14 protein-coding genes and 1 pseudogene are annotated in these 18,460 nt (G+C 63.1%); 10 read left to right on the plus strand and 5 right to left on the minus strand.

The window, feature by feature from the left end:
- Positions 1-152 precede the first annotated feature (152 nt).
- Positions 153-1,037: a LysR family transcriptional regulator gene (locus H1204_RS38460; RefSeq protein ID WP_180733898.1), complete on the plus strand. Its 885-nt coding sequence runs from the start codon at positions 153-155 to the stop codon at positions 1,035-1,037.
- A 73-nt stretch (positions 1,038-1,110) separates the two neighbouring features.
- Positions 1,111-2,046 (plus strand): LysR family transcriptional regulator, encoded by a 936-nt coding sequence (locus H1204_RS38465; RefSeq protein ID WP_180733899.1) that lies wholly within the window; start codon positions 1,111-1,113, stop codon positions 2,044-2,046.
- 51 nt (positions 2,047-2,097) lie between these two features.
- On the opposite strand, the gene H1204_RS38470 is transcribed toward H1204_RS38465, so the two are convergent.
- Positions 2,098-3,222 (minus strand): alkene reductase, encoded by a 1,125-nt coding sequence (locus H1204_RS38470; RefSeq protein ID WP_180733900.1) that lies wholly within the window; start codon positions 3,220-3,222, stop codon positions 2,098-2,100.
- Between the two features lie 155 nt (positions 3,223-3,377).
- Positions 3,378-3,725 (minus strand): annotated as a pseudogene (locus tag H1204_RS38475) (alpha/beta hydrolase); the annotation flags it as partial.
- Positions 3,726-4,224: 499 nt separating this feature from the next.
- Here H1204_RS38475 and H1204_RS38480 point away from each other — a divergent pair.
- A complete protein-coding gene (locus H1204_RS38480) occupies positions 4,225-6,963 on the plus strand; it encodes a glucosidase (RefSeq protein ID WP_180733901.1) in 2,739 nt (912 codons plus the stop codon).
- A 54-nt stretch (positions 6,964-7,017) separates the two neighbouring features.
- On the opposite strand, the gene H1204_RS38485 is transcribed toward H1204_RS38480, so the two are convergent.
- Positions 7,018-7,911, minus strand: a complete 894-nt coding sequence (locus H1204_RS38485; protein WP_180733902.1) for a LysR family transcriptional regulator — start codon at positions 7,909-7,911, stop codon at positions 7,018-7,020.
- Between the two features lie 147 nt (positions 7,912-8,058).
- On the opposite strand from H1204_RS38485, the gene H1204_RS38490 reads away from it, so the two are divergent.
- The 5 genes from H1204_RS38490 to H1204_RS38510 all read left to right on the plus strand — a co-directional run bounded on the left by H1204_RS38490 (position 8,059) and on the right by H1204_RS38510 (position 13,471).
- On the plus strand, positions 8,059-8,832 hold the full coding sequence (locus H1204_RS38490) for a glucose 1-dehydrogenase (protein ID WP_180733903.1): 774 nt from the start codon (positions 8,059-8,061) through the stop codon (positions 8,830-8,832).
- Between the two features lie 50 nt (positions 8,833-8,882).
- Positions 8,883-10,073, plus strand: coding sequence for a YncE family protein (locus H1204_RS38495; protein WP_180733904.1), 1,191 nt, complete (start codon positions 8,883-8,885; stop codon positions 10,071-10,073).
- Positions 10,074-10,105: 32 nt separating this feature from the next.
- Positions 10,106-11,098 (plus strand): D-glycerate dehydrogenase, encoded by a 993-nt coding sequence (locus H1204_RS38500; protein ID WP_180733905.1) that lies wholly within the window; start codon positions 10,106-10,108, stop codon positions 11,096-11,098.
- 7 nt (positions 11,099-11,105) lie between these two features.
- Positions 11,106-11,921: a shikimate dehydrogenase gene (gene aroE / locus H1204_RS38505; protein WP_180733906.1), complete on the plus strand. Its 816-nt coding sequence runs from the start codon at positions 11,106-11,108 to the stop codon at positions 11,919-11,921.
- A gap of 116 nt (positions 11,922-12,037) precedes the next feature.
- A complete protein-coding gene (locus tag H1204_RS38510; RefSeq protein ID WP_180733907.1) occupies positions 12,038-13,471 on the plus strand; it encodes an MFS transporter in 1,434 nt (477 codons plus the stop codon).
- Positions 13,472-13,554: 83 nt separating this feature from the next.
- Here the strand turns inward: H1204_RS38510 and H1204_RS38515 are convergent, their stop codons facing one another.
- Together H1204_RS38515 and H1204_RS38520 are read right to left on the minus strand one after the other, a co-directional pair.
- Positions 13,555-13,746, minus strand: coding sequence for a hypothetical protein (locus tag H1204_RS38515; protein ID WP_180733908.1), 192 nt, complete (start codon positions 13,744-13,746; stop codon positions 13,555-13,557).
- Positions 13,747-13,886: 140 nt separating this feature from the next.
- Positions 13,887-14,828, minus strand: coding sequence for an alpha/beta hydrolase (locus H1204_RS38520; RefSeq protein WP_180733909.1), 942 nt, complete (start codon positions 14,826-14,828; stop codon positions 13,887-13,889).
- 386 nt (positions 14,829-15,214) lie between these two features.
- On the opposite strand from H1204_RS38520, the gene H1204_RS38525 reads away from it, so the two are divergent.
- Complete coding sequence (locus H1204_RS38525) at positions 15,215-16,774, plus strand: multicopper oxidase family protein (RefSeq protein WP_180733910.1); 1,560 nt, start codon at positions 15,215-15,217, stop codon at positions 16,772-16,774.
- An 82-nt stretch (positions 16,775-16,856) separates the two neighbouring features.
- Positions 16,857-18,443: a multicopper oxidase family protein gene (locus tag H1204_RS38530; RefSeq protein WP_180735186.1), complete on the plus strand. Its 1,587-nt coding sequence runs from the start codon at positions 16,857-16,859 to the stop codon at positions 18,441-18,443.
- Positions 18,444-18,460: the final 17 nt, after the last annotated feature.

The following is an 18,460-nucleotide window of genomic DNA, read 5'->3' on the forward strand; positions in this document are numbered from 1 at the left end:
GTCTGTGCTGCTCGATGTGACTGCTGGCATGTAATCTAGCCTTTGCTTGCGCAAAGAAATAAGACTTTGTAGGCTGGCGGGCATGCTCCGAAAGCATGGCTTGTGAAGCATGGCTTGTGAAGCATGCAAAACGGGGCGAAACAGGAGGAAGCATGGAGTTACGCCATCTGCGCTATTTCGTTGCCGTAGCGGAAACGGGCAGCCTCACGGTCGCCGCGGAGCAACGGCTGTTCACGTCACAGCCATCGCTCAGCCGGCAGATCCGCGATCTCGAAGACGAGGTCAAGGCGGAACTGTTCAGCCGGAGCGCGCGGGGCGTCGAGTTGACCGCGTCGGGCAAGGCGTTCCTCGACCATGCACGGCTTGCGCTCGCACAGGTCGACGCCGCCATCGAAGCCGCGCGGCGCGCGTCGCGTCCGGCCAAGCAGGTCTTCGCGCTCGGTTTTCTGACGGGTCAGGAAATGACGTGGCTGCCGCGCGCCATGCAGGTCTTGCGCGACGAGTTACCGAACATCGACGTGACGGTGTCGAGCGGCTACTCGCCCGATCTCGCCGACGCCGTGGCGCGCGGCAAGCTTGATCTCGCGTTCGTGCGCAGGGAGCCGGGGCTCGATCTCGATTACCGTGTCGTCTATCGCGAGAAGCTTGTCGTGCTGATGCCGAGCGACCATCGGCTGACGGCGAAGCAGGCGATCCGTCCGTCGGATCTGAAAGGCGAGACGTTCATCATGGCGTCGAACAAGGCGCGCGTGCTGCACGATGTGGTCGCGCAATATCTGCAGGAGAATGGGCTCGATCCGAAGCCCGAGCATGGTGTCGATAACCTTGCGATGGCGATGTCGCTGGTTGCGTCGACACGCGGGCTTTCGTTGATGCCCGAATACGCGAACAATCTGCTGCCGTGGTCGGTGGTCAGCCGTCCGCTGGTAGGCGAGGCGCCGACCGTCGATCTCGCGATCGGCTACAGTCGATCGAATGCGTCGCCTGTGCTGAAGCTGTTTTTGTCGAGGGCGGATGAACTGGTGGACGTTCGCTGAGTGAACGGCTGACCTATATTGGCAGGATGTGCCGGACATTCACCCGGCTTCGCACAGAACGGGAGTCAACACGATGGACCGCCTTGCGGCGATCGAAATCTTTATCCGCGTCGTCGATACAGGTTCCTTTTCGGCTGCGGCGCGACACTTCGATATCGGCCAGCCGGCCGCGTCGAAAGCCGTTGCGCAGCTCGAAGAGTGGCTCGGCGTCAAGTTGCTGTTGCGCTCGACGCGCGCGCTCACGCCGACGGAAGCCGGTCAGAACTTCTATCAGCGCGCGAGACGTGCCGTCGAAGAAGCGGATGAGGCCGTGCTGGCGGCGCGAGGCACGGCAGCGGGGCTGACGGGCAAGCTGAGGGTGTCGGCGGCCGTTTGCTTCGCGCGGCTGCACATCGTGCCGCGCTTGCCTGCCTTTCTCGAACAGCACCCGGAGCTCGATCTCGAACTCGTGCTCGACGATCGCAACATCGATCTCGTCGAAGAGGGCATCGACCTCGCATTGCGGATGGGCGAACTGGCGGACTCGAACATGACGGCGCGACGCATTGCCGTCGCGCGCCGGCGCGTGCTCGCGACGCCTGCCTATTTCGATCGGCACGGTATGCCGCAAGCGCCCGCCGATCTGCACGCGCATCGTGCTGTCGTCTATACACGCGACTACGGTGGCGGAGAAGACTGGACCTTTCGCAGGGAAACAGCGGAGTCGCCCGTGCGGCTGCAGGGCCGCGTGAGGATCTCCGCGACCGAGGGCCTGCGCGCGGCCGTCTTCGCGGATATGGGCCTTGCCGTCGCGTCGGAATGGGCCTTTTGGCCTGAACTGAAATCGGGCGCAGTCGTTTCGGTGATGGACGACTGGATGCTGCCGGCCATTCCGTTATCCGCCGTTTATCCGACGGGACGGCTGGCCAGCAGCAAGGCGCGTCAGTTCACCGCATTTGTCGAAGAGTGCCTTGCGCCTGAGTTCGCGCCGGAACGCTTCATTGGCCGCGGCAACTCGCAGGCCGCGTGACGCATCTGTTTCGAACCAGGATGTGCGAATGCGTCCGCGTGCGCGAGTTGCTCAGGCGTTCTCTTCGGTACTTTCCAACGCTTGAGCCTCTTCATGCGTGAGGAAGTCCGAATAGTCCGCTTCCGTGCCGCCCCAGAACGCCGCGCGCACATACGGTGTGAGCGGCAGATCGTGCTTCAGGCGATACGGCAGATCGGGATTCGACGAGAAGTGGCGGCCGAACGCGACGAGATCGGCATCGCCTGATTCGACCGTTGCAATGGCGCTCGCACGATCGAACCCGCCCGCCGCGATGATCGGACCCGAGAAGTGCTTGCGCAGATACTTCGTCGCGACGAGCGGATGGTCGTGATGCAGCGTGTCGTCGCCTTTGACGCGCGGTTCGATCACGTGCAGATAAGCGATCCCGTACGAGTCGAGCATCCGTGCCACGTAGCTGAACGTCGCTTCGGGGTCGCTGTCGGAAATGCCGCCCCATTCGCCCGAAGGTGAAATCCGTACGCCGACGCGGTCCGCGCCCCACACCGAGATCAGTGCTTCGAGCGTTTCGCGCAGAAAGCGCACGCGGTTTTCGATCGGGCCGCCGTATGCGTCCGTCCGCTGGTTGGTGCCGTCCTGGATGAACTGGTCGACGAGATAGCCGTTCGCCGCGTGAAGCTCGACACCGTCGAAGCCGGCGTCCTTTGCGCGTCGTGCGGCAGCACGGAAATCCTCCACGATCGCGGGAATTTCTTCGATGCCGAGCGCGCGATGCGGCGAGGCGGGGACGAAACCGTCTTTCGTGAGCGCCACGCCATCGAACGGCACGACGGAAGGCGCCACAGGATCGACGCCGCCCGTCATCTCGACATGGCTCTGACGGCCGCCGTGAATCAGTTGCAGGAACACGCGTCCGCCCTTTGCGTGGACGGCTTTCGCGATGGCGCGCCAGCCTTCCATCTGGCCGTCGTGGTAGATGCTTGCGGCACCGAGGTACGAGCGCGCCTGAACTGACACGCTCGCGGCTTCGACGATTTCCAGGCCGCCTGCCGATGCGCGCTGTCCGTAGAAGTCGGCCATCATCGGGCTGGGGATGTCGTCGGGTTGAATGGTGCGCAGACGGGTCATCGGCGCGAGGACCACGCGGTGTGAGAGTGTGTATGCACCTATCTGGATCGGATTGAAGAGCCTGGCCATGATGTTTCCTTGAATGGATTGGAGCATCGGGGACCCGGTGCTCTCGCGATTGCGTTGATCCGCAATGTATCCATTCCGGACCGGCGCGGGAACGGGCAGAAAGGGATAGGGGTTATTCCAGACTGGGATAGGTTGCTGAATCGAACGCCTGTCAGCTACCCAGCCACACTGCCGACAAATCGCCCGATGTGGTCCGGGACGGGTTGCTGATAGCCGGCGAAGGCCCAGTGATCGGCGCCATCGAGTTCGATGAATCGCGCCTACGCGACGTGACTGGCGAGATGCCGCCCAGCACCGATGTAAACGGCGCGGTCGTCCTGACGATGCAGCACCAGGGTGGGCATGGAAACCCGGCACAGGAGATGCCGCACATCCATATCGCGCAACGCCTCGAGCACGCCCTTGATGGCTCCCGGACTCGACGCGGCCCGCAGCAAGCCTGCCCACCAGGCTCTCGCCTGTGGATCGCCTGACAGGCTCGGCGCGAATGTTTCGATGCCTGCCACGACACACGACAGCACGCTGTCGACTGCCTTTCTGAAGGTCGTCAACCTGATGATGCCGCCCTCGACGCTGCTCAGCCCTGCGATCGCCTGGCGGGTCTGGCAGGGCAACCGGAAGCCTGTGCGAACGGCTCCTTCGCCTGCTATCGAAGCAGCGAGGCGGAATAGCGCATCGTCATGATCGGGCTTCACGGTGTCGATCGGCGCAGGCGTCTGGCGCGCGCTCCAACATCGTGTTGCCTTGCGTCGTGCTGGCTCCTACATTGTGAAAGTATCCACGGGACGTCCCTCGACTCGCCATGTACCTGAATACATCGGCATCGGGTAGACGACAAAGGACAGGTCCGCGCCATCGCGTTGTTCGAAAACAATTCAGAAATACCTGATACATTCCGCGATCGCGACTCATGCCGACAAGCCGCTATTGCCTCAATCGCCCACGATGATGCGTCTTCGTGCGCTTTGAGATCGAGTCCATGCGCCGTTATGGAGGCGAAACATGTGCCCTGTTTCCGTCGATGTAGCCGAACAGAAGCGCCTGAACGACGCGCGCACCGCGCAAGTGCCATGGAAGAAGTGGGGGCCGTATCTCAGCGAGCGGCAGTGGGGGACGGTCCGCGAGGACTACAGCGATAACGGAGACGCATGGAACTATTTCACTCACGATCATGCCCGCTCACGCGCCTACAGATGGGGAGAGGACGGGCTCGGCGGACTGTGCGACGATGGGCAGCGGTTGTGCTTTGCCCTTGCACTCTGGAACGAGCGTGACGCGATTCTGAAGGAACGCCTCTTCGGCCTGACCAATAGCGAGGGCAATCATGGGGAGGACGTGAAGGAGTATTACTTCTACGTCGACAGCACGCCCACCCACTCGTACATGAAGTATCTGTACAAGTATCCGCAGCGGGAATATCCGTACCGGGATCTGGTCGAGACCAACCGGAAACGATCGCGGAGCGAACTCGAATACGAACTGCTCGATACCGGCGTGTTTAATGACGACCGGTATTTCGACGTGTTTGTCGAATACGCGAAGGCGGGTCCGGAAGATATTTTCGTGCGCATTTCCGTACACAACCGCGCACGGGAAGGGGCACGGCTTCGGGTCCTGCCAACGCTATGGTTTCGCAATACCTGGTCGTGGGGCCACGACGATCGCAGGCCATCGCTATGCGAAGCGGGTCCGGGCGTCATTCGTGCGACGCATCATGAGCTGGGCGAGTACTGGCTTTACTGCGACGGCGCGAGCGAACTGCTCTTCACGGAAAACGACAGCAACGCACAGCGTCTGTGGAATCAACCCAACGCGTTACCCTATGTAAAGGACGCGTTCCATGCCTACGTCATTGCGGGGCAGCGCGAAGCTGTCAATCCCGCCAGGACGGGAACCAAGGCGGCGGCCCATTACGTGTGCGACGTGCCCGGCGGCGGCAACGCGACCATCCGGTTGCGCATGACGGCAGTCAAACAGGTCAATCCCTTCGACGACTTCGAGAACACCTTCCATGACCGTATTGCCGATGCGGATGCGTTCTACGAGCGCATTGCCCCAAAGTCGCTGACGGAGGACAAGCGCCGGGTGCACCGTCAGGCTCTGGCGGGCATGCTGTGGAGCAAGCAGTACTACTACTTCGATCTCGAACGATGGCTGCGCGAGCACTGGAGTCATCCATTGCTCGAAGCCGCCCGGCGCGATGTGCGCAATACCGAGTGGTTCCACATGTTGAATGCCGACGTGATTTCCATGCCGGACAAGTGGGAGTACCCGTGGTACGCGGCCTGGGACCTGGCCTTTCATACGATCTCCCTGGCGCTCGTCGACTTCGATTTCGCCAAAGAGCAGTTACTGCTGATGCTGCGCATCCTGTATGTCCACCCGAGTGGTCAGATCCCCGCCTACGAGTGGAACTTCAGTGACGTCAATCCGCCCGTGCATGCCGCCGCCACGCTCTGGCTCTACAAGTATGAGAAAGCGCTGGGACGCGCTGATCCGCGCTTTCTTGAACGCTCGTTTCAGGGGTTGATGCTCAATTTCAACTGGTGGGTAAACCGTAAGGACCCTTCAGGCCACAATGTCTTCGCCGGCGGTTTTCTGGGACTGGATAACATCGGCGTATTCGACCGCAGTGCGCAGCTTCCGACAGGCGGAACCCTCGAGCAGGCGGACGGAACAGCGTGGATGGCGTTTTATTGCCAGACCATGCTGGAGATGGCAATCATTCTGGCTGAGTACGACCCGATGTACGAGGAGATCGCCTTCAAGTTCGTCCAGCACTTCATGTGGATTGCCTATGCGATGGACCGGCGCGGCGAACATCCCGACGAGATGTGGGACGAGCAGGACGGTTTTTTCTATGACCTGCTGCGTCTCCCCGACGGCCAGACCACGCGGCTGAAGGTGAGGTCGATGGTCGGGCTGCTGCCGCTGTGCGCGTCGACGGTTTTCGAAGCGGATACTGTCTCGCGCTGTCCGAAACTGCTGGAACTGATCGCGCAATTTCGAAGCCGTTACCCGGAGCTGATTGCCCATGTGGCGCCGACGGATGCCGGCTTCATCGGCCATCGGGAACGCAGGCTATTGTCGATCCTGAACAAACGGAAACTCGAACGCGTGCTCGGATACCTGCTCGACGAGAACGAATTCCTCGGGCCGCACGGCATTCGTTCGCTGTCTCGCTATCATCTCGACCATCCGTATGTACTCAATGTCGGTGGGGTGGAGTACAAGGTGCAGTACCTGCCGGCTGAATCGAATACCGGGATGTTCGGCGGAAACTCCAACTGGCGCGGTCCGGTGTGGATGCCGGTGAATCTGCTGATCGTCAGGGCGCTGATGAATCTCTACGATTTTTTTGGCGATGATTTCAAGGTTCAATGCCCGACTGGCTCGGGGCCGCACATGACGCTGTTCGAGGTGGCGCAAGAGATCGTCAAACGGTTGACGGGTACGTTTCTCCGTGATGCGGATGGACGGCGCCCCGTCTACGGCGGGACGGACAAGTTCCAGGACGACCCGCATTGGCGTGACCTGATCCTGTTCTACGAGTATTTCCACGGCGACAACGGTGCGGGGCTTGGTGCCAGTCACCAGACAGGCTGGACAGGTCTGGTCGCGCCTCTGCTGGACCTGTTCGGGCGTATCGACGCTCAAACCGTTCTGGAAAACGACCGCTGGCGCGTCATGACGGGCGTCGTCGGGCAGCAAGTGTGGGGAGAACAGATGGTCGGGAAGTGAGGGTGGAAAGGCCGCGCATCGAACCTCACAGCAATTGCGAAATGACGGGGCCCATTATTTTTCCTGTGCGTTGCCGAAGCATTGCTGCATCACACCGAGAAGCGCTCGCTTGGCTGGATTGTCGAGGTCGGTGTACGCGAGCCCGATGCCCGCCCGGTAACCGCGAAGTTCGAGCGGACGGGCGACGACTTTCGGCGGCAAGGCGATGGCCGCCTCGGCCGGGATCATTCCAATCCCCATACCTGCCGCGACGAGCGCCAGCATGGTTGTAAATTCCCCCAGTTCCTGGGCGATATTGAGTTCCGCGCCCTCGCGTTTCAAGGCGACGAGCATCTCGTCGTGAAAGCCCGGTGCGTAACGCCGCGCAAGCACGAACGTAGGATAGTCCCGGAGATCCGCCGGCCGGATCAGCGCCTGGGCGGCTAGCGGATGAGCGTCAGGAAGCGCGACGACAAAGGGTTCCTCGAGTACGACGCAAACCTCAAGTCCCGCGCCCGCAACGGGCAGGCGTATCAGGCCGAAATCGAGCTTGTTATCGTGAAGGGCGGCAACCTGATCCGGCGTCGGCATATCCTTCAACTCGAGCGTGATGAGCGGATAGCGCTCGTGCATGGTGCGAATGAGCGTCGGCAAGAGCTTCGGCAGCACCGACGACACGAAGGCGATCCGCAGTGTCCCGATTTCCCCGCGAGCCGACAACCGTGCGGTTTGCTCTGCGCGCAATGCCTGATGCAGCGTGGCGCGAGCCTCGGGCAAAAAGAGCGTGCCCGTTTCGCTCAATGCGACCTTGTGACGGTCGCGCTCCAGCAGCCGAACGTCGAGTTCATCTTCCAGCGCCTTGATCTGCATGCTCAGCGCAGACTGCACGATGCATAGCCGCTGCGCGGCTTTGCCGAAATGCAGTTCCTCGGCAAGTACGACGAATGCACGCAGATGCTTCAATTCCATGACCACTCCCGCTGACGGGTCGTTCGTCCCGTGTAATCACGAATCATGATAACAGCGTCATGAATGATCATTGGCGCAATCGCGGCAAATGGAATGAACTACGGATATCGGAGACAACACGGGCGCGCCTGGCGGGCGCCAGCAAACATGAACGACACATTGACGCTGTTCAGCCTGAACGGAAGGCGTGCGCTGATCACCGGCTCAGGGCGAGGCATCGGCCTGGCGCTGGCGCGCGGACTGGCAGGCGCGGGCGCGGCTGTCGTCATCAACGATCGCAACGAGCAGAAGGCGGCAGCCGTCGCGGCTCAACTGCGCGACGAAGGCCTCGTCGCGGATATCGCGGTTTTTGATGTTACCGCACGCGCGCAGGTGTCCGCGGCGATCGATGCGTTCGAGGCGCGCGTCGGCGCGATCGATATTCTCGTGAACAATGCGGGCATCCAGCGCAGGGCGCCGCTCGAAACCTTCAGCGCCGACGACTGGAACGACCTGATGCGCGTCAACCTCGACGGCGCGTTCCACGTATCGCAAGCCGTGGCGCGGCACATGTTGCCGCGTGGGCGCGGAAAGATCATCAACATCTGCTCGGTGCAGGGCGAGCTTGCGCGGCCCGGCATCGCGCCCTATGCGGCGACCAAGGGCGCCATTCGCATGCTCACCAAGAGCATGTGCGCGGAATGGGCCGGTTCCGGCATTCAGGCCAATGCGCTCGCGCCCGGCTACTTCGCGACCGATCTGAACCGCGCGCTCGTCGACGATCCCGATTTCTCGGACTGGCTTTGCAAACGCACACCGGCGGGGCGCTGGGGCCGAGTGGAAGAGCTGTGCGGCGCTGCCGTGTTTCTGGCGTCGTCGGCTTCGGATTTCGTCAACGGGCAGACGCTGTTCGTCGATGGCGGTTTGACCAGCGTGGTCTGAGATCGGCGCGAAGCAGCATCACAACAAATCCCGATAAAGGAGACATCGACATGCGTTCAACCAACGCGAAACGGACCCGCTGCGCGCAAGCGCTCGCCGGTCTGACGATCGCCGTCATGGCCTGCACATCGTACGGAGCCGACTGGATCGTCTCGGGCAACGATGGGAAATATCAGCGGGTCGAAGGGCGCGATACCTATCCCGACAATCCGAAACCCGACACGCTGACGCTGCTAGACGCGAGCCGTTTTCCGCCGCAGGTCAAGGTGCAGGTGGAGGTCGAGAACGGCATTCAAGGGCCGCCGCAGGCCGTCGCTATTACGCCGGATGCAAATGTCGCCTTCGTCGCTGCGCCGACGCGCTACGACTACGCGGCCAAAAAACTGTTGATGGACACATTCGTCCAGGTGGTCGATCTGAAGGCATCGCCGCCTGCTGTCGTCCGGCTCGACGTCGGCAGCCATCCACAAGGGATTGCCATCGACAGGAGCGGCCACCTCGCGCTCGTGACCTGCGTCGATGGCAGCGTGGCCGTTCTTGCTATCGACGGGAACCGCGTGACGCTTCAGGACACACTGAAAATTGGGCAGAAGCGGCTCGCCGGCGTGAGCTTCACGCACGACGGCCGGCATGCACTGGTGTCGTTGCGCGACGAGCAGGGCGTGGCCGTCCTGAACGTTGACGGCGGTCGCGTGACGGATAGCGGTGTGCGCCTCGCGAGCGGCGTGGCGCCCTACACGATCGACGTATCGAGCGACGGCAAATGGGCCGTCGTGAGCGATGTCGGGCTGGCCGGGCTGCCGTCCTATGCGGGCAAGCTCGCGGGCGATGCCGATGCCGCGACGCTCATCGATGTATCGCGTGAACCGTTTCGCACGGTCCAGCACGTCACGGTGCCGTCGCTGCCCGAGGGCGTCGCGATCTCGCCCGACGGCAAATGGATCGGCGTGCAGGCCATGGATGGCTCGAACCTGACGCCGGATAACCCTGGACGCCACGCGCGCGGCAAGGTAGTGCTCTTCGCGATCCGCGACGGTCAGGCCGTGAAGGTGTCCGAGGCGCCGGGCGGCGAGGCGGCGCAGGGCATCGTCTTCACCGCCGACAGCAAGTATCTGATCGTGCAGTTCAACGTCGAGAAACAGCTTGCGTTGTTCGCCGTCAATGGCGGGCGTTTGCGCGATACGGGGCAGAGGATTGCGCTGTCGGGCGGCCCTTCGTCGCTTCGCACCTTGCCACGCTGAAGATCAGACCCATCAGAAAGAGGAAAACGAGCATGCCAACGATCAGCACAGCACGCAGGAACGTCGTGGTCTTTCGCAAGATTCCGGACGATCTGCTTGGGCGAATCCGGACCTTGCACGACGTGACGGTCGCCGATCCGAGACGCGCCGATGAACTGCCGCGCTTTCGCGAGGCGCTGCACGACGCGGATGGCCTGATCGGTTCGAGCTTCAGACTGGATGCGGACGAACTGGCGCGCTCGCCGCGTCTGCAAGTGATATCGAGCATTTCAGTCGGTGTCGACAACTACGACCTCGCATACCTGAAGCAACGCGGCATCACGCTGTGTCACACACCCGGCGTGCTAACCGAGCCCACGGCGGACACCGTATTCGCGCTGATCATCGCCGCGTCGCGGCGGCTGGTCGAACTGTCGAACCATGTGCGCGACGGCCGATGGACGCGCAACATCGGCGAAGACCTGTTCGGCTGGGACGTGCATGGCAAGACGCTCGGCGTGCTGGGCTTCGGCCGTATCGGGCAGGCGGTGGCGAGGCGCGCGGCGCTCGGGTTTGGCATGCCCGTGGTGTTCCACGATCCATTCGACGTGCAGGTGCCGGCAATGCTTGCCGGACACGCAGTGCGCGCATCGTTCGATGAAGTGCTGGCGCGCGCGGATATCGTCGCGTTGACGCTGCCGCTTGCCGACGAAACACGCGGTCTGATGGACGCAAAGGCGTTTGCCAGGATGAAGGCGGGTGCGATCTTCGTGAACGGTTCGCGTGGCGCGATCGTGCGCGAGGACGCTCTCGTTGACGCGCTCGATAGTGGCCACTTGCGTGCTGCCGCGCTCGACGTGTTCGCCGTTGAACCGCTCGCGCAGGATTCGCCGCTGCGCACGCATCCTAAAGTCACGCCGTTTCCGCACATCGGCTCGGCGACGCACGAGACGCGGCGCGCGATGGCCGAACTCGCGACCGACAACCTGTTACGCGTGCTCGATGGCGACGCGGCCATCTCCGCATTCGATCTCTCCAACGCATAAAGCGACCATGCCCCATTCCATTCCATCGCTGTGCGGCTCGCTCGCGGGTCAGCCGTTCACGTTCAACGTCAAGGTGCACAACGCGGCCTACCAGGCGCTCGGCGTGGACTACACGTTCGTCAGCTTCGGCGTTGAAGATGCCGCGGGCGCGATCGATGCGATGCGCACGCTCGGCATCCGCGGACTGAACGTGACCATGCCGCACAAGCAGGCCGTCATGCCTCACCTCGACGCGCTCGACGACACCGCGCGCGAGATCGGCGCGGTCAACACGATCCAGAATCGCGATGGGCATCTCACGGGCTACAACACCGACTGCGCGGGCGCCGTGCGCGCGCTCGAAGAGGTGACTTCACTTGCGGGGCAGTGCATCGCTTTGCTCGGCGCGGGCGGCGCGGCACGCGCGATTGCGTGGGGCGTGCGACGCGCGGGCGGACACGTGACCGTGTTCAATCGCACCGCGTCGCGCGGGCAGGATCTCGCGCGTGATTTCGGCCTCGCTTTCGGCGGCGATCTCGGCGACTTCGATCCTCACGCATTCGACGGCGTCGTGAACGCGACGGCTGCGGGTTTCCGCGCGCCGGACGTCAATCCGTTGCGCGCCGGGCAACTGGCGCCGCATCTGTTCGTGATGGATGTGGCCTTCATTCCCGTGCGCACGAAGCTGATCCGCGATGCCGCCGCGTTGGGATGCCGCGTGATCGATGGCACCCGCATGCTGCTGCATCAGTTCTGCGGACAGGTCGAACTTTACACAGGCAAGGTGGCGCCCATCGATGTGATGAGCGCGGCCTTGCTCGACGAGATCGCGCGAGTCGGCTAGGGCGGCGCGCAGGTCGAACAGGTAAAAGGAAGGGCAACGCAGCCGGCTCCGGCATCTCGCGCCAAGACGAGGACGGGCCGATCGCAACGCAAATTGCAGGAACCGGAGGAGACACCATGAAGCACCAGCCAACCATCGCGGCCGCCGAAGGCGCTATCGCGAGCAACGCCAGCGCCACCCGGAGTGAGGTTACGACGGCCGATCTCTATCGCGCCGCATGGGCCGCATCGCTCGGCAGCGCACTCGAGTACTACGACTTTGCGCTGTATAACCTTGCGTCGGCGCTCATTTTCGGGCCGCTGTTCTTCCCGTCGAGCGACCCCGCCATGGGGCTGATCGCGAGCTTTGGCGCGTACTTTCTCGGCTTCGCGATCCGGCCTGTAGGCGGCATCGTCTTCGGTACGCTCGGGGACCGATATGGACGCAAGTTCGTCCTGATGGCGACGATCCTGCTGATGGGTATTGCAAGCACGCTAATTGGCCTGCTGCCCACCTATGCAAGCGCGGGCATCTGGGCGCCGATCCTGCTGGTAGGCTGCCGCCTGCTGCAGGGACTCGGCGCGGGCGCGGAGCAGGCGGGAGCCGCCGTGCTGATGGCCGAATATGCGCCTGCAAAACGTCGTGGATACTTCGCCGCTTTACCCTTCATGGGCGTGTTGCTCGGGACGGTGATGGCGGCTGCGATCTACTTCGCGCTGGTACGTGTCGAGGACATCTCGCAAAGCTGGCTCTGGCGCGTGCCGTTCCTGCTGAGCGTCGTCATCATCGCCGTGGCGATCTGGATTCGCCTGAAACTCAAGGAGTCGCCCTCCTTCGCCAAGCTCGAAGCGCGTCAACAGGTCAACGACAGTCCGCTGAAGCACCTCATCCGGCATTCGAAGCCGACGCTGCTGAAAGTCATCGGCATGCGCATGGCGGAGAACGGTGGTTCGTCGATCTATCAGTCGCTCGCCATCAGTTACATCGCGACCGCGACGGGCCTCAAAGGGCCGATCGGACCGGTTGCGCTATTGCTTGCCGGCGCGTCGGGGGCCGTCATCATTCCGGTGACGGGCATGCTGAGCGACCGGTTTGGACGCGTTCCCGTCTACCGCGCCTTCGCCCTGTATCAACTCCTGCTGGCCTATCCCACCTGGTGGGTGCTGAGCCAGGGCAATGCGACCGCGAGCATTGCCATGCTGTGCGTCGCGCTGGCGGGCGTTTGGGGCATGTTCGCCACACAAGGCGCGCTGCTTCCTGAACTCTTCGGGGCGCAACATCGCTACGCGGGTGTCGCGGTGGGCCGTGAGGTGTCAGCCGTCATCGCTGGCGGCGTGGCACCGCTCATCGGCGCATCGATCATCGCCTGGGCGACGGCGCACTGGGGCGGCGCAGACGGCCGGATCATGGCCTGGATTCCGCTTGCGACGTACGTCGCGATTCTGAGCCTGATCGGCGTGGTGACGACCTTCTACACGCCTGAGACACGCGGCCGCGATCTCGACGATCTACGTGACGCGGCGGACGATCCCGTAGCCTTGCGTGGGGAACGCGCGGCCAGGCCCTCGTAGTCGCTCTTGACGTGCAGGTCTGTAGCGATGTGAGGCGCAGTACCTGCTGCTCACGGCCAGTCAGTCTGGATGGCGCTCGCGGGCTAGCGACGGCCGCTGCGCCCCCACACGTAGCGGACCCAGCGTTGCCACCTGCTGCGCTGCGTGGCAATGGTGTTGCGCGATGCCTGTTCCTGGCGGTCGCGCTCCACGCTTTTCTGAACCTGCTCGTGGATCTGACGCAAGGTCAAGCCACCGGGGCCTTTCAGCTTGTCGGGATCGGTGTCGTCTGTCATGGGAATAGCCTGGTCCGGATGAGTCGATTCGATCTTGATACAGACGGATAGGCGAGGCAAGCCCATGTTCGATGGCATGACCCGCGAGACAGCCAAAAGCGGGCGGGAGCGGGCAAAGACAAGTCGCTACAGTCAGAGCGCTATCGGCCCACCTGCATGAATGCGAGCAATGCCGCGCCGACTTCGTCGTCGGCGGTGTTGAACGAGTCGACCACGGACATGTGATTGTGTCCCGCGAAGCGTGTCCACGTCGGACAGCGCCTGGCATCGCACAGCGCGCCCCTCAGTTGCGTCGCGTAACCCTCGATTTCGGGCGGATCGAACTCGGCCACTGTCACCATGACCGGCAGTGGCGCGATCAGGATGCCGGGCAGCGATGAGCGCTCCGCATACACGCTCGCGTCTTCCCCGAAGTAGGCGTCGCGTGTCGGTCCTTTGGCGCGTGTCGGATCGATGATGCCGGGCGATATCAGGGCGACGCCCGCAAGCCCGACACCTTGGGGTCCGTGAAAGCGCGGCTGCGCGACATAGCCGGCTACGTGCGACGCCCCGGACGAATGGCCGACCAGAAATATCCGCGCGGGAGCGCCGCCTTGCGCAGCGATGTTCTGTTGCACCCAACGCGTCGCGAGCCCCAGATCTTCCGCGCCGGATGGCCAGCCGTTTTGAGGAGCCAGCCGATAGTTCACGTTTATTCCGATCATCCCGTGATTCGCGGCCCAAAGCATGACGTTGTCATAGAACGGGCTGTCGGGCGCATGCTTGTCGCCGCGGACATAGCCTCCGCCGTGCACGAAGATCAGGACGGCGCGCGGCGACGCCTGAGTGGCTGCGGGCACGAACACGTCGAGACGTTGCTTGTCGTCCGGACCGTAGCTCACGTCTCGCGTGACGCGTACACCCTCATAGGACTGGGCTTTCAACTGAGGCGCGTATAGCGCACCCGTCGCTACAGGGTCGATCACGCGTCCGATGTTTGCCAGTTTGGGTGCGATATCCGGGGGTGGCTCCGCGTGCGCGACCGGGCCGATTGCGACGCAGCCAGACACGACTACAACCCAGGCAAATCCGCAGTGCTTCATATCCATCTCCCCGGAATGACCACAACGCTTCGATCGATTTGCCCGTTCAGAGGTTAGTCCATCGCGGCGCAAATCGCTATTGAGATACGTGACGGTGGGCTCGTTTTCGCAAACCAGTCAACCTGCACCGCCGCAATCCAGACTTGCGGTCGCCGCCCGACTGAAGGTGGCGCGTTCGCACGCGGCAGGCGCCCCGCGCGTTTCCGCGACTTCGCGTCCCTGTTGGGTCAACCCTACCGCAAGTGTAGGGAGGTGCCCCATCCCGCCGCCCGGTCCTCGTCTGCAAAATTCAAATACGGGACATTGCGACGATGAACCCTCACTCGTCATCGCAGTGTCCGACGGCAGCGCGTCCCCGCGCTGACTGACTCCTCAGCGGAGGTCCTATGTTCAGTACCCTCGCATACCGCAGCGGCGTGGCGGCGCTGTTGCTGTCGTTGTTCGCGTTGCCGTCGTTCGCCCAATCGTTCCGGGTGCAATGTCCACCCACTACCACACAGCATCCGTCAGCCCTGCCGGCAGGCGCGGGCGAGCCTGCCTATACGGGCCCGTCCTTCACGGGGCCGAACTCGCAGGCGACGGGCGTCGTGAACGGCGCGATCAAATGCCAGCAGATTTCGGGTGGTGACGGCTATGCCACCATGGGCGACGGCACGCAGACCTATCTGTTCGCATTCGGCCCGCTGTCAGGCCTGGCAGATATCAAGAAGGGCCTGCCGGGCACGCAGTTCGCGTCGGTGTTCAATGTCGTCGGCACGGCCGCCGATCCGAACTACAACGGCGCAATCGGCCTCGTGCCCGATCCGGACTCGTCGCCACCCGGCCAGCTGACGGGGCATGTCGATCCGCGTCAGATCATGGACGTGGGCGTGATGAACGGCAACATGCCCGCGCCGACGATGGCCATCGACGAAGACGACGAGTTCTTCCTCACGTTGACCAACGTCGGGATGATCATGCGGCCCGACCTGTTCGAGCAGCACACGGTGCACTTCCACGGCTATCCGAATGCGTCCGCGTTCTATGACGGTGTGCCGGATGCGTCGGTGGCGATCAATATCGGCGCGAGCTTCACGTACTACTACCTCGCGCCCGATGCGGGCACGTACTTCTGGCACTGTCACATCACGCCGCCCGAGCATCTACAGATGGGCATGGTCGGCCAGATTTTCGTGCGTCCGCGCCAGAACCGCGTGACGAACGGGACGCTCTACCACGCGCTGATCCAGCAGCAGAGCGATCCGCGCACGGCATGCGGCAACGACGTTCTCTGCTCGACGCCCGTGCCGCCGCAAAACAGCGTGCTGCACGTCAAGAACAAGAGCAACACGCCGACGCTGTATGCCTACAACGACGGCGACGGTTCGACGGCTTATGACGTCGAGTATCCCGTGCAGATTCACGGCTTCGATCCGAATTTCCACTTCGTGGGCATGACGTTCAATCCGGAGCCGTTCACCGACATGAAGGACAAGTACTTCATGCTTAACGGCCGCAGCTATCCGGACACCGTGTCGCAAGGCCCGATGCAGACACCCGTTGCCGACGGCTCGCAGCACTTCTCGCAGCCGCTGCCCGCGCTCATCAATATCCCGGCGGGCGGCAAGGCGCTCCTGCGCATCTCGGATCTCGACGTCAGCGAGTTTCAGACTCTCGCGTCGCTTGGCATTCCGATGCATGTGATCGGCGTCAACGCGCGGCTCTTGCGCGATCTTGCCGGCAACGACATGACCTATCTGACCAACTCGATCACGCTCGGCGGCGGCGAGTCGATCGACGTGATTCTCGATGCGAGCGACACGACCCGTTACTCGGCCGGCCAGATTTTCTATTTGTACACGCCGAACCTCGACCACCTGTCGAACGATGCCGAGAACTTTGGCGGATTGATGACGGAGGTCCACATCTGCCATTCGGTGGACCCGACCACGAAGTCCTGCACCTAGGAGATGAGCCGTGGGCAACATCATCGACAACTTCCGACGCACACGCTATGCGCGGCGTGGCTCGGCGCCACGTTTTACGCTGATCCACGCGCTGCTTTGCGCAGCCGTCGTTGCGCTGCTCTATTGCATCAACGCGCACGCAGCCGCGCCGGGCATCACGGGCACGAATTTCGATCTGTCGGCCGAAGCCAACCGCATCAGCCAGCCTGATGGAGCGAGCGTCTACGCGTGGGGCTACGGCTGCCGCACCGCGCCGTCGGGCTTTTCTCCCGCCAGCATGCCGGGCGCGAACTGCCCGAGCATGCAGGTGCCGGGGCCGACGCTGATCGTCAAACAAGGCGACAAGGTCACCGTCACGTTGACGAACAACCTGCCCGAAGCGGCGGGTAATACGTCGATCCTGTTTCCGGGCTTCCAGGTCTGCGCCGCCGTGCTGAATCCGGACGGCACGTGTCCGACGACGCTCACGGGCGTGCCGGGGCTGCTCACGCGCGAGGCGACACACGGCAACAGCGTGACCTACAGCTTCATCGCATCGACGCCGGGCACGCATAGCTATTACAGCGGCACGCAGGGCGACCTGCAGGTCGAGATGGGTCTCGCGGGCGCGATCATCGTGCTGCCCACCTCGACGCCAACCACGGCGGGCGGCGCGCTCGCCGTCCCCGCCGGCTGTCGCGCGGTTCAGTCGACGCTGCCCGACGGCCAGCCCGACTTTCGCAACGCGGCTGCCGCATACGACCATCCGCTGGCCTGCTACGACCGCGAGTACCTGTTCCAGTTCTCGGAGATGGACCCGCGCATCCATACGCAGGCCGAGCAGGAAGCGAGCAAGCCGTGCTCGCAGGCCACGGGTTGCATGAGCGTCGAAACCGAGCCGTACCACCCCGCGTACTTCATGATCAATGGCCGCTCGATGCCCGACGACATGGACCCGAACTACGCGCAGCAGTATCCGCATCAGCCATACAACGGCAATCCGCACATGCATCCCGGCGAACTCGTGTTGCTGCGCGTAATCGGCTCGGGCCGCTGGCAGCATCCGTTCCACGAGCACGGCAATCACGTGCGCGTGCTCGCGCGCGACGGCAATCTGCTGTTGAGCAAGACGGACGCGACGAAGCTCGCCGGGCCGCTGCTCTTTACGACGACCACGACGCCAGGCCTCGCAATGGACGGCATCTTCTACTGGACGGGCAGGGGTCTCAACTGGGACGTCTATGGACACACGGCGGGCGACGGCAGCGTCTGCGTTCCCGATGCAAACGGCTACTACACCGTCAACAGCAATCCACCCGCGCCCGCGAACGCGCCGAACTACTACGAGTGGTGCGCCGATCACAACAAGCCGCTCGAAGCGCATCCGTTCGGCAATGTCGGCAGCGGCGGCCCCGTGACCTTGCCCGATGCGCGTCTGTTCACGAACGGCCCCTGGTACGGTGGCAGCCCCTATCTCGGCCCCGACGCGACGATTCGCGCGACCTCGTTCACAGGCACGACGCCGCCGAGCGGCACGATCGCGAATCCGCCGACATCCGAAGCCGGGTTCGCCTACATGTGGCATTCGCACAATGAGCGCGAGATTACGACGAACAACATCTTCCCAGGCGGAATGATGATGATGATGCTCGTCGATCCGCAGGCGTTCACGATTAACGAAGGCAATTAACGAGACGGGGAGAATCG

This window comes from Paraburkholderia sp. PGU19 (assembly GCF_013426915.1).
Taxonomy (GTDB): domain Bacteria; phylum Pseudomonadota; class Gammaproteobacteria; order Burkholderiales; family Burkholderiaceae; genus Paraburkholderia.

What these genes read in the sequence shown, in the direction of transcription:
- H1204_RS38460 (WP_180733898.1), top strand. Translation starts at nt 153, where the DNA reads ATGGAGTTACGCCATCTGCGCTATTTCGTTGCCGTAGCGGAAACGGGC.
- H1204_RS38465 (WP_180733899.1), top strand. Translation starts at nt 1,111, where the DNA reads ATGGACCGCCTTGCGGCGATCGAAATCTTTATCCGCGTCGTCGATACA.
- H1204_RS38470 (WP_180733900.1), bottom strand. Translation starts at nt 3,222, where the DNA reads ATGGCCAGGCTCTTCAATCCGATCCAGATAGGTGCATACACACTCTCA.
- H1204_RS38480 (WP_180733901.1), top strand. Translation starts at nt 4,225, where the DNA reads ATGTGCCCTGTTTCCGTCGATGTAGCCGAACAGAAGCGCCTGAACGAC.
- H1204_RS38485 (WP_180733902.1), bottom strand. Translation starts at nt 7,911, where the DNA reads ATGGAATTGAAGCATCTGCGTGCATTCGTCGTACTTGCCGAGGAACTG.
- H1204_RS38490 (WP_180733903.1), top strand. Translation starts at nt 8,059, where the DNA reads ATGAACGACACATTGACGCTGTTCAGCCTGAACGGAAGGCGTGCGCTG.
- H1204_RS38495 (WP_180733904.1), top strand. Translation starts at nt 8,883, where the DNA reads ATGCGTTCAACCAACGCGAAACGGACCCGCTGCGCGCAAGCGCTCGCC.
- H1204_RS38500 (WP_180733905.1), top strand. Translation starts at nt 10,106, where the DNA reads ATGCCAACGATCAGCACAGCACGCAGGAACGTCGTGGTCTTTCGCAAG.
- aroE (WP_180733906.1), top strand. Translation starts at nt 11,106, where the DNA reads ATGCCCCATTCCATTCCATCGCTGTGCGGCTCGCTCGCGGGTCAGCCG.
- H1204_RS38510 (WP_180733907.1), top strand. Translation starts at nt 12,038, where the DNA reads ATGAAGCACCAGCCAACCATCGCGGCCGCCGAAGGCGCTATCGCGAGC.
- H1204_RS38515 (WP_180733908.1), bottom strand. Translation starts at nt 13,746, where the DNA reads ATGACAGACGACACCGATCCCGACAAGCTGAAAGGCCCCGGTGGCTTG.
- H1204_RS38520 (WP_180733909.1), bottom strand. Translation starts at nt 14,828, where the DNA reads ATGAAGCACTGCGGATTTGCCTGGGTTGTAGTCGTGTCTGGCTGCGTC.
- H1204_RS38525 (WP_180733910.1), top strand. Translation starts at nt 15,215, where the DNA reads ATGTTCAGTACCCTCGCATACCGCAGCGGCGTGGCGGCGCTGTTGCTG.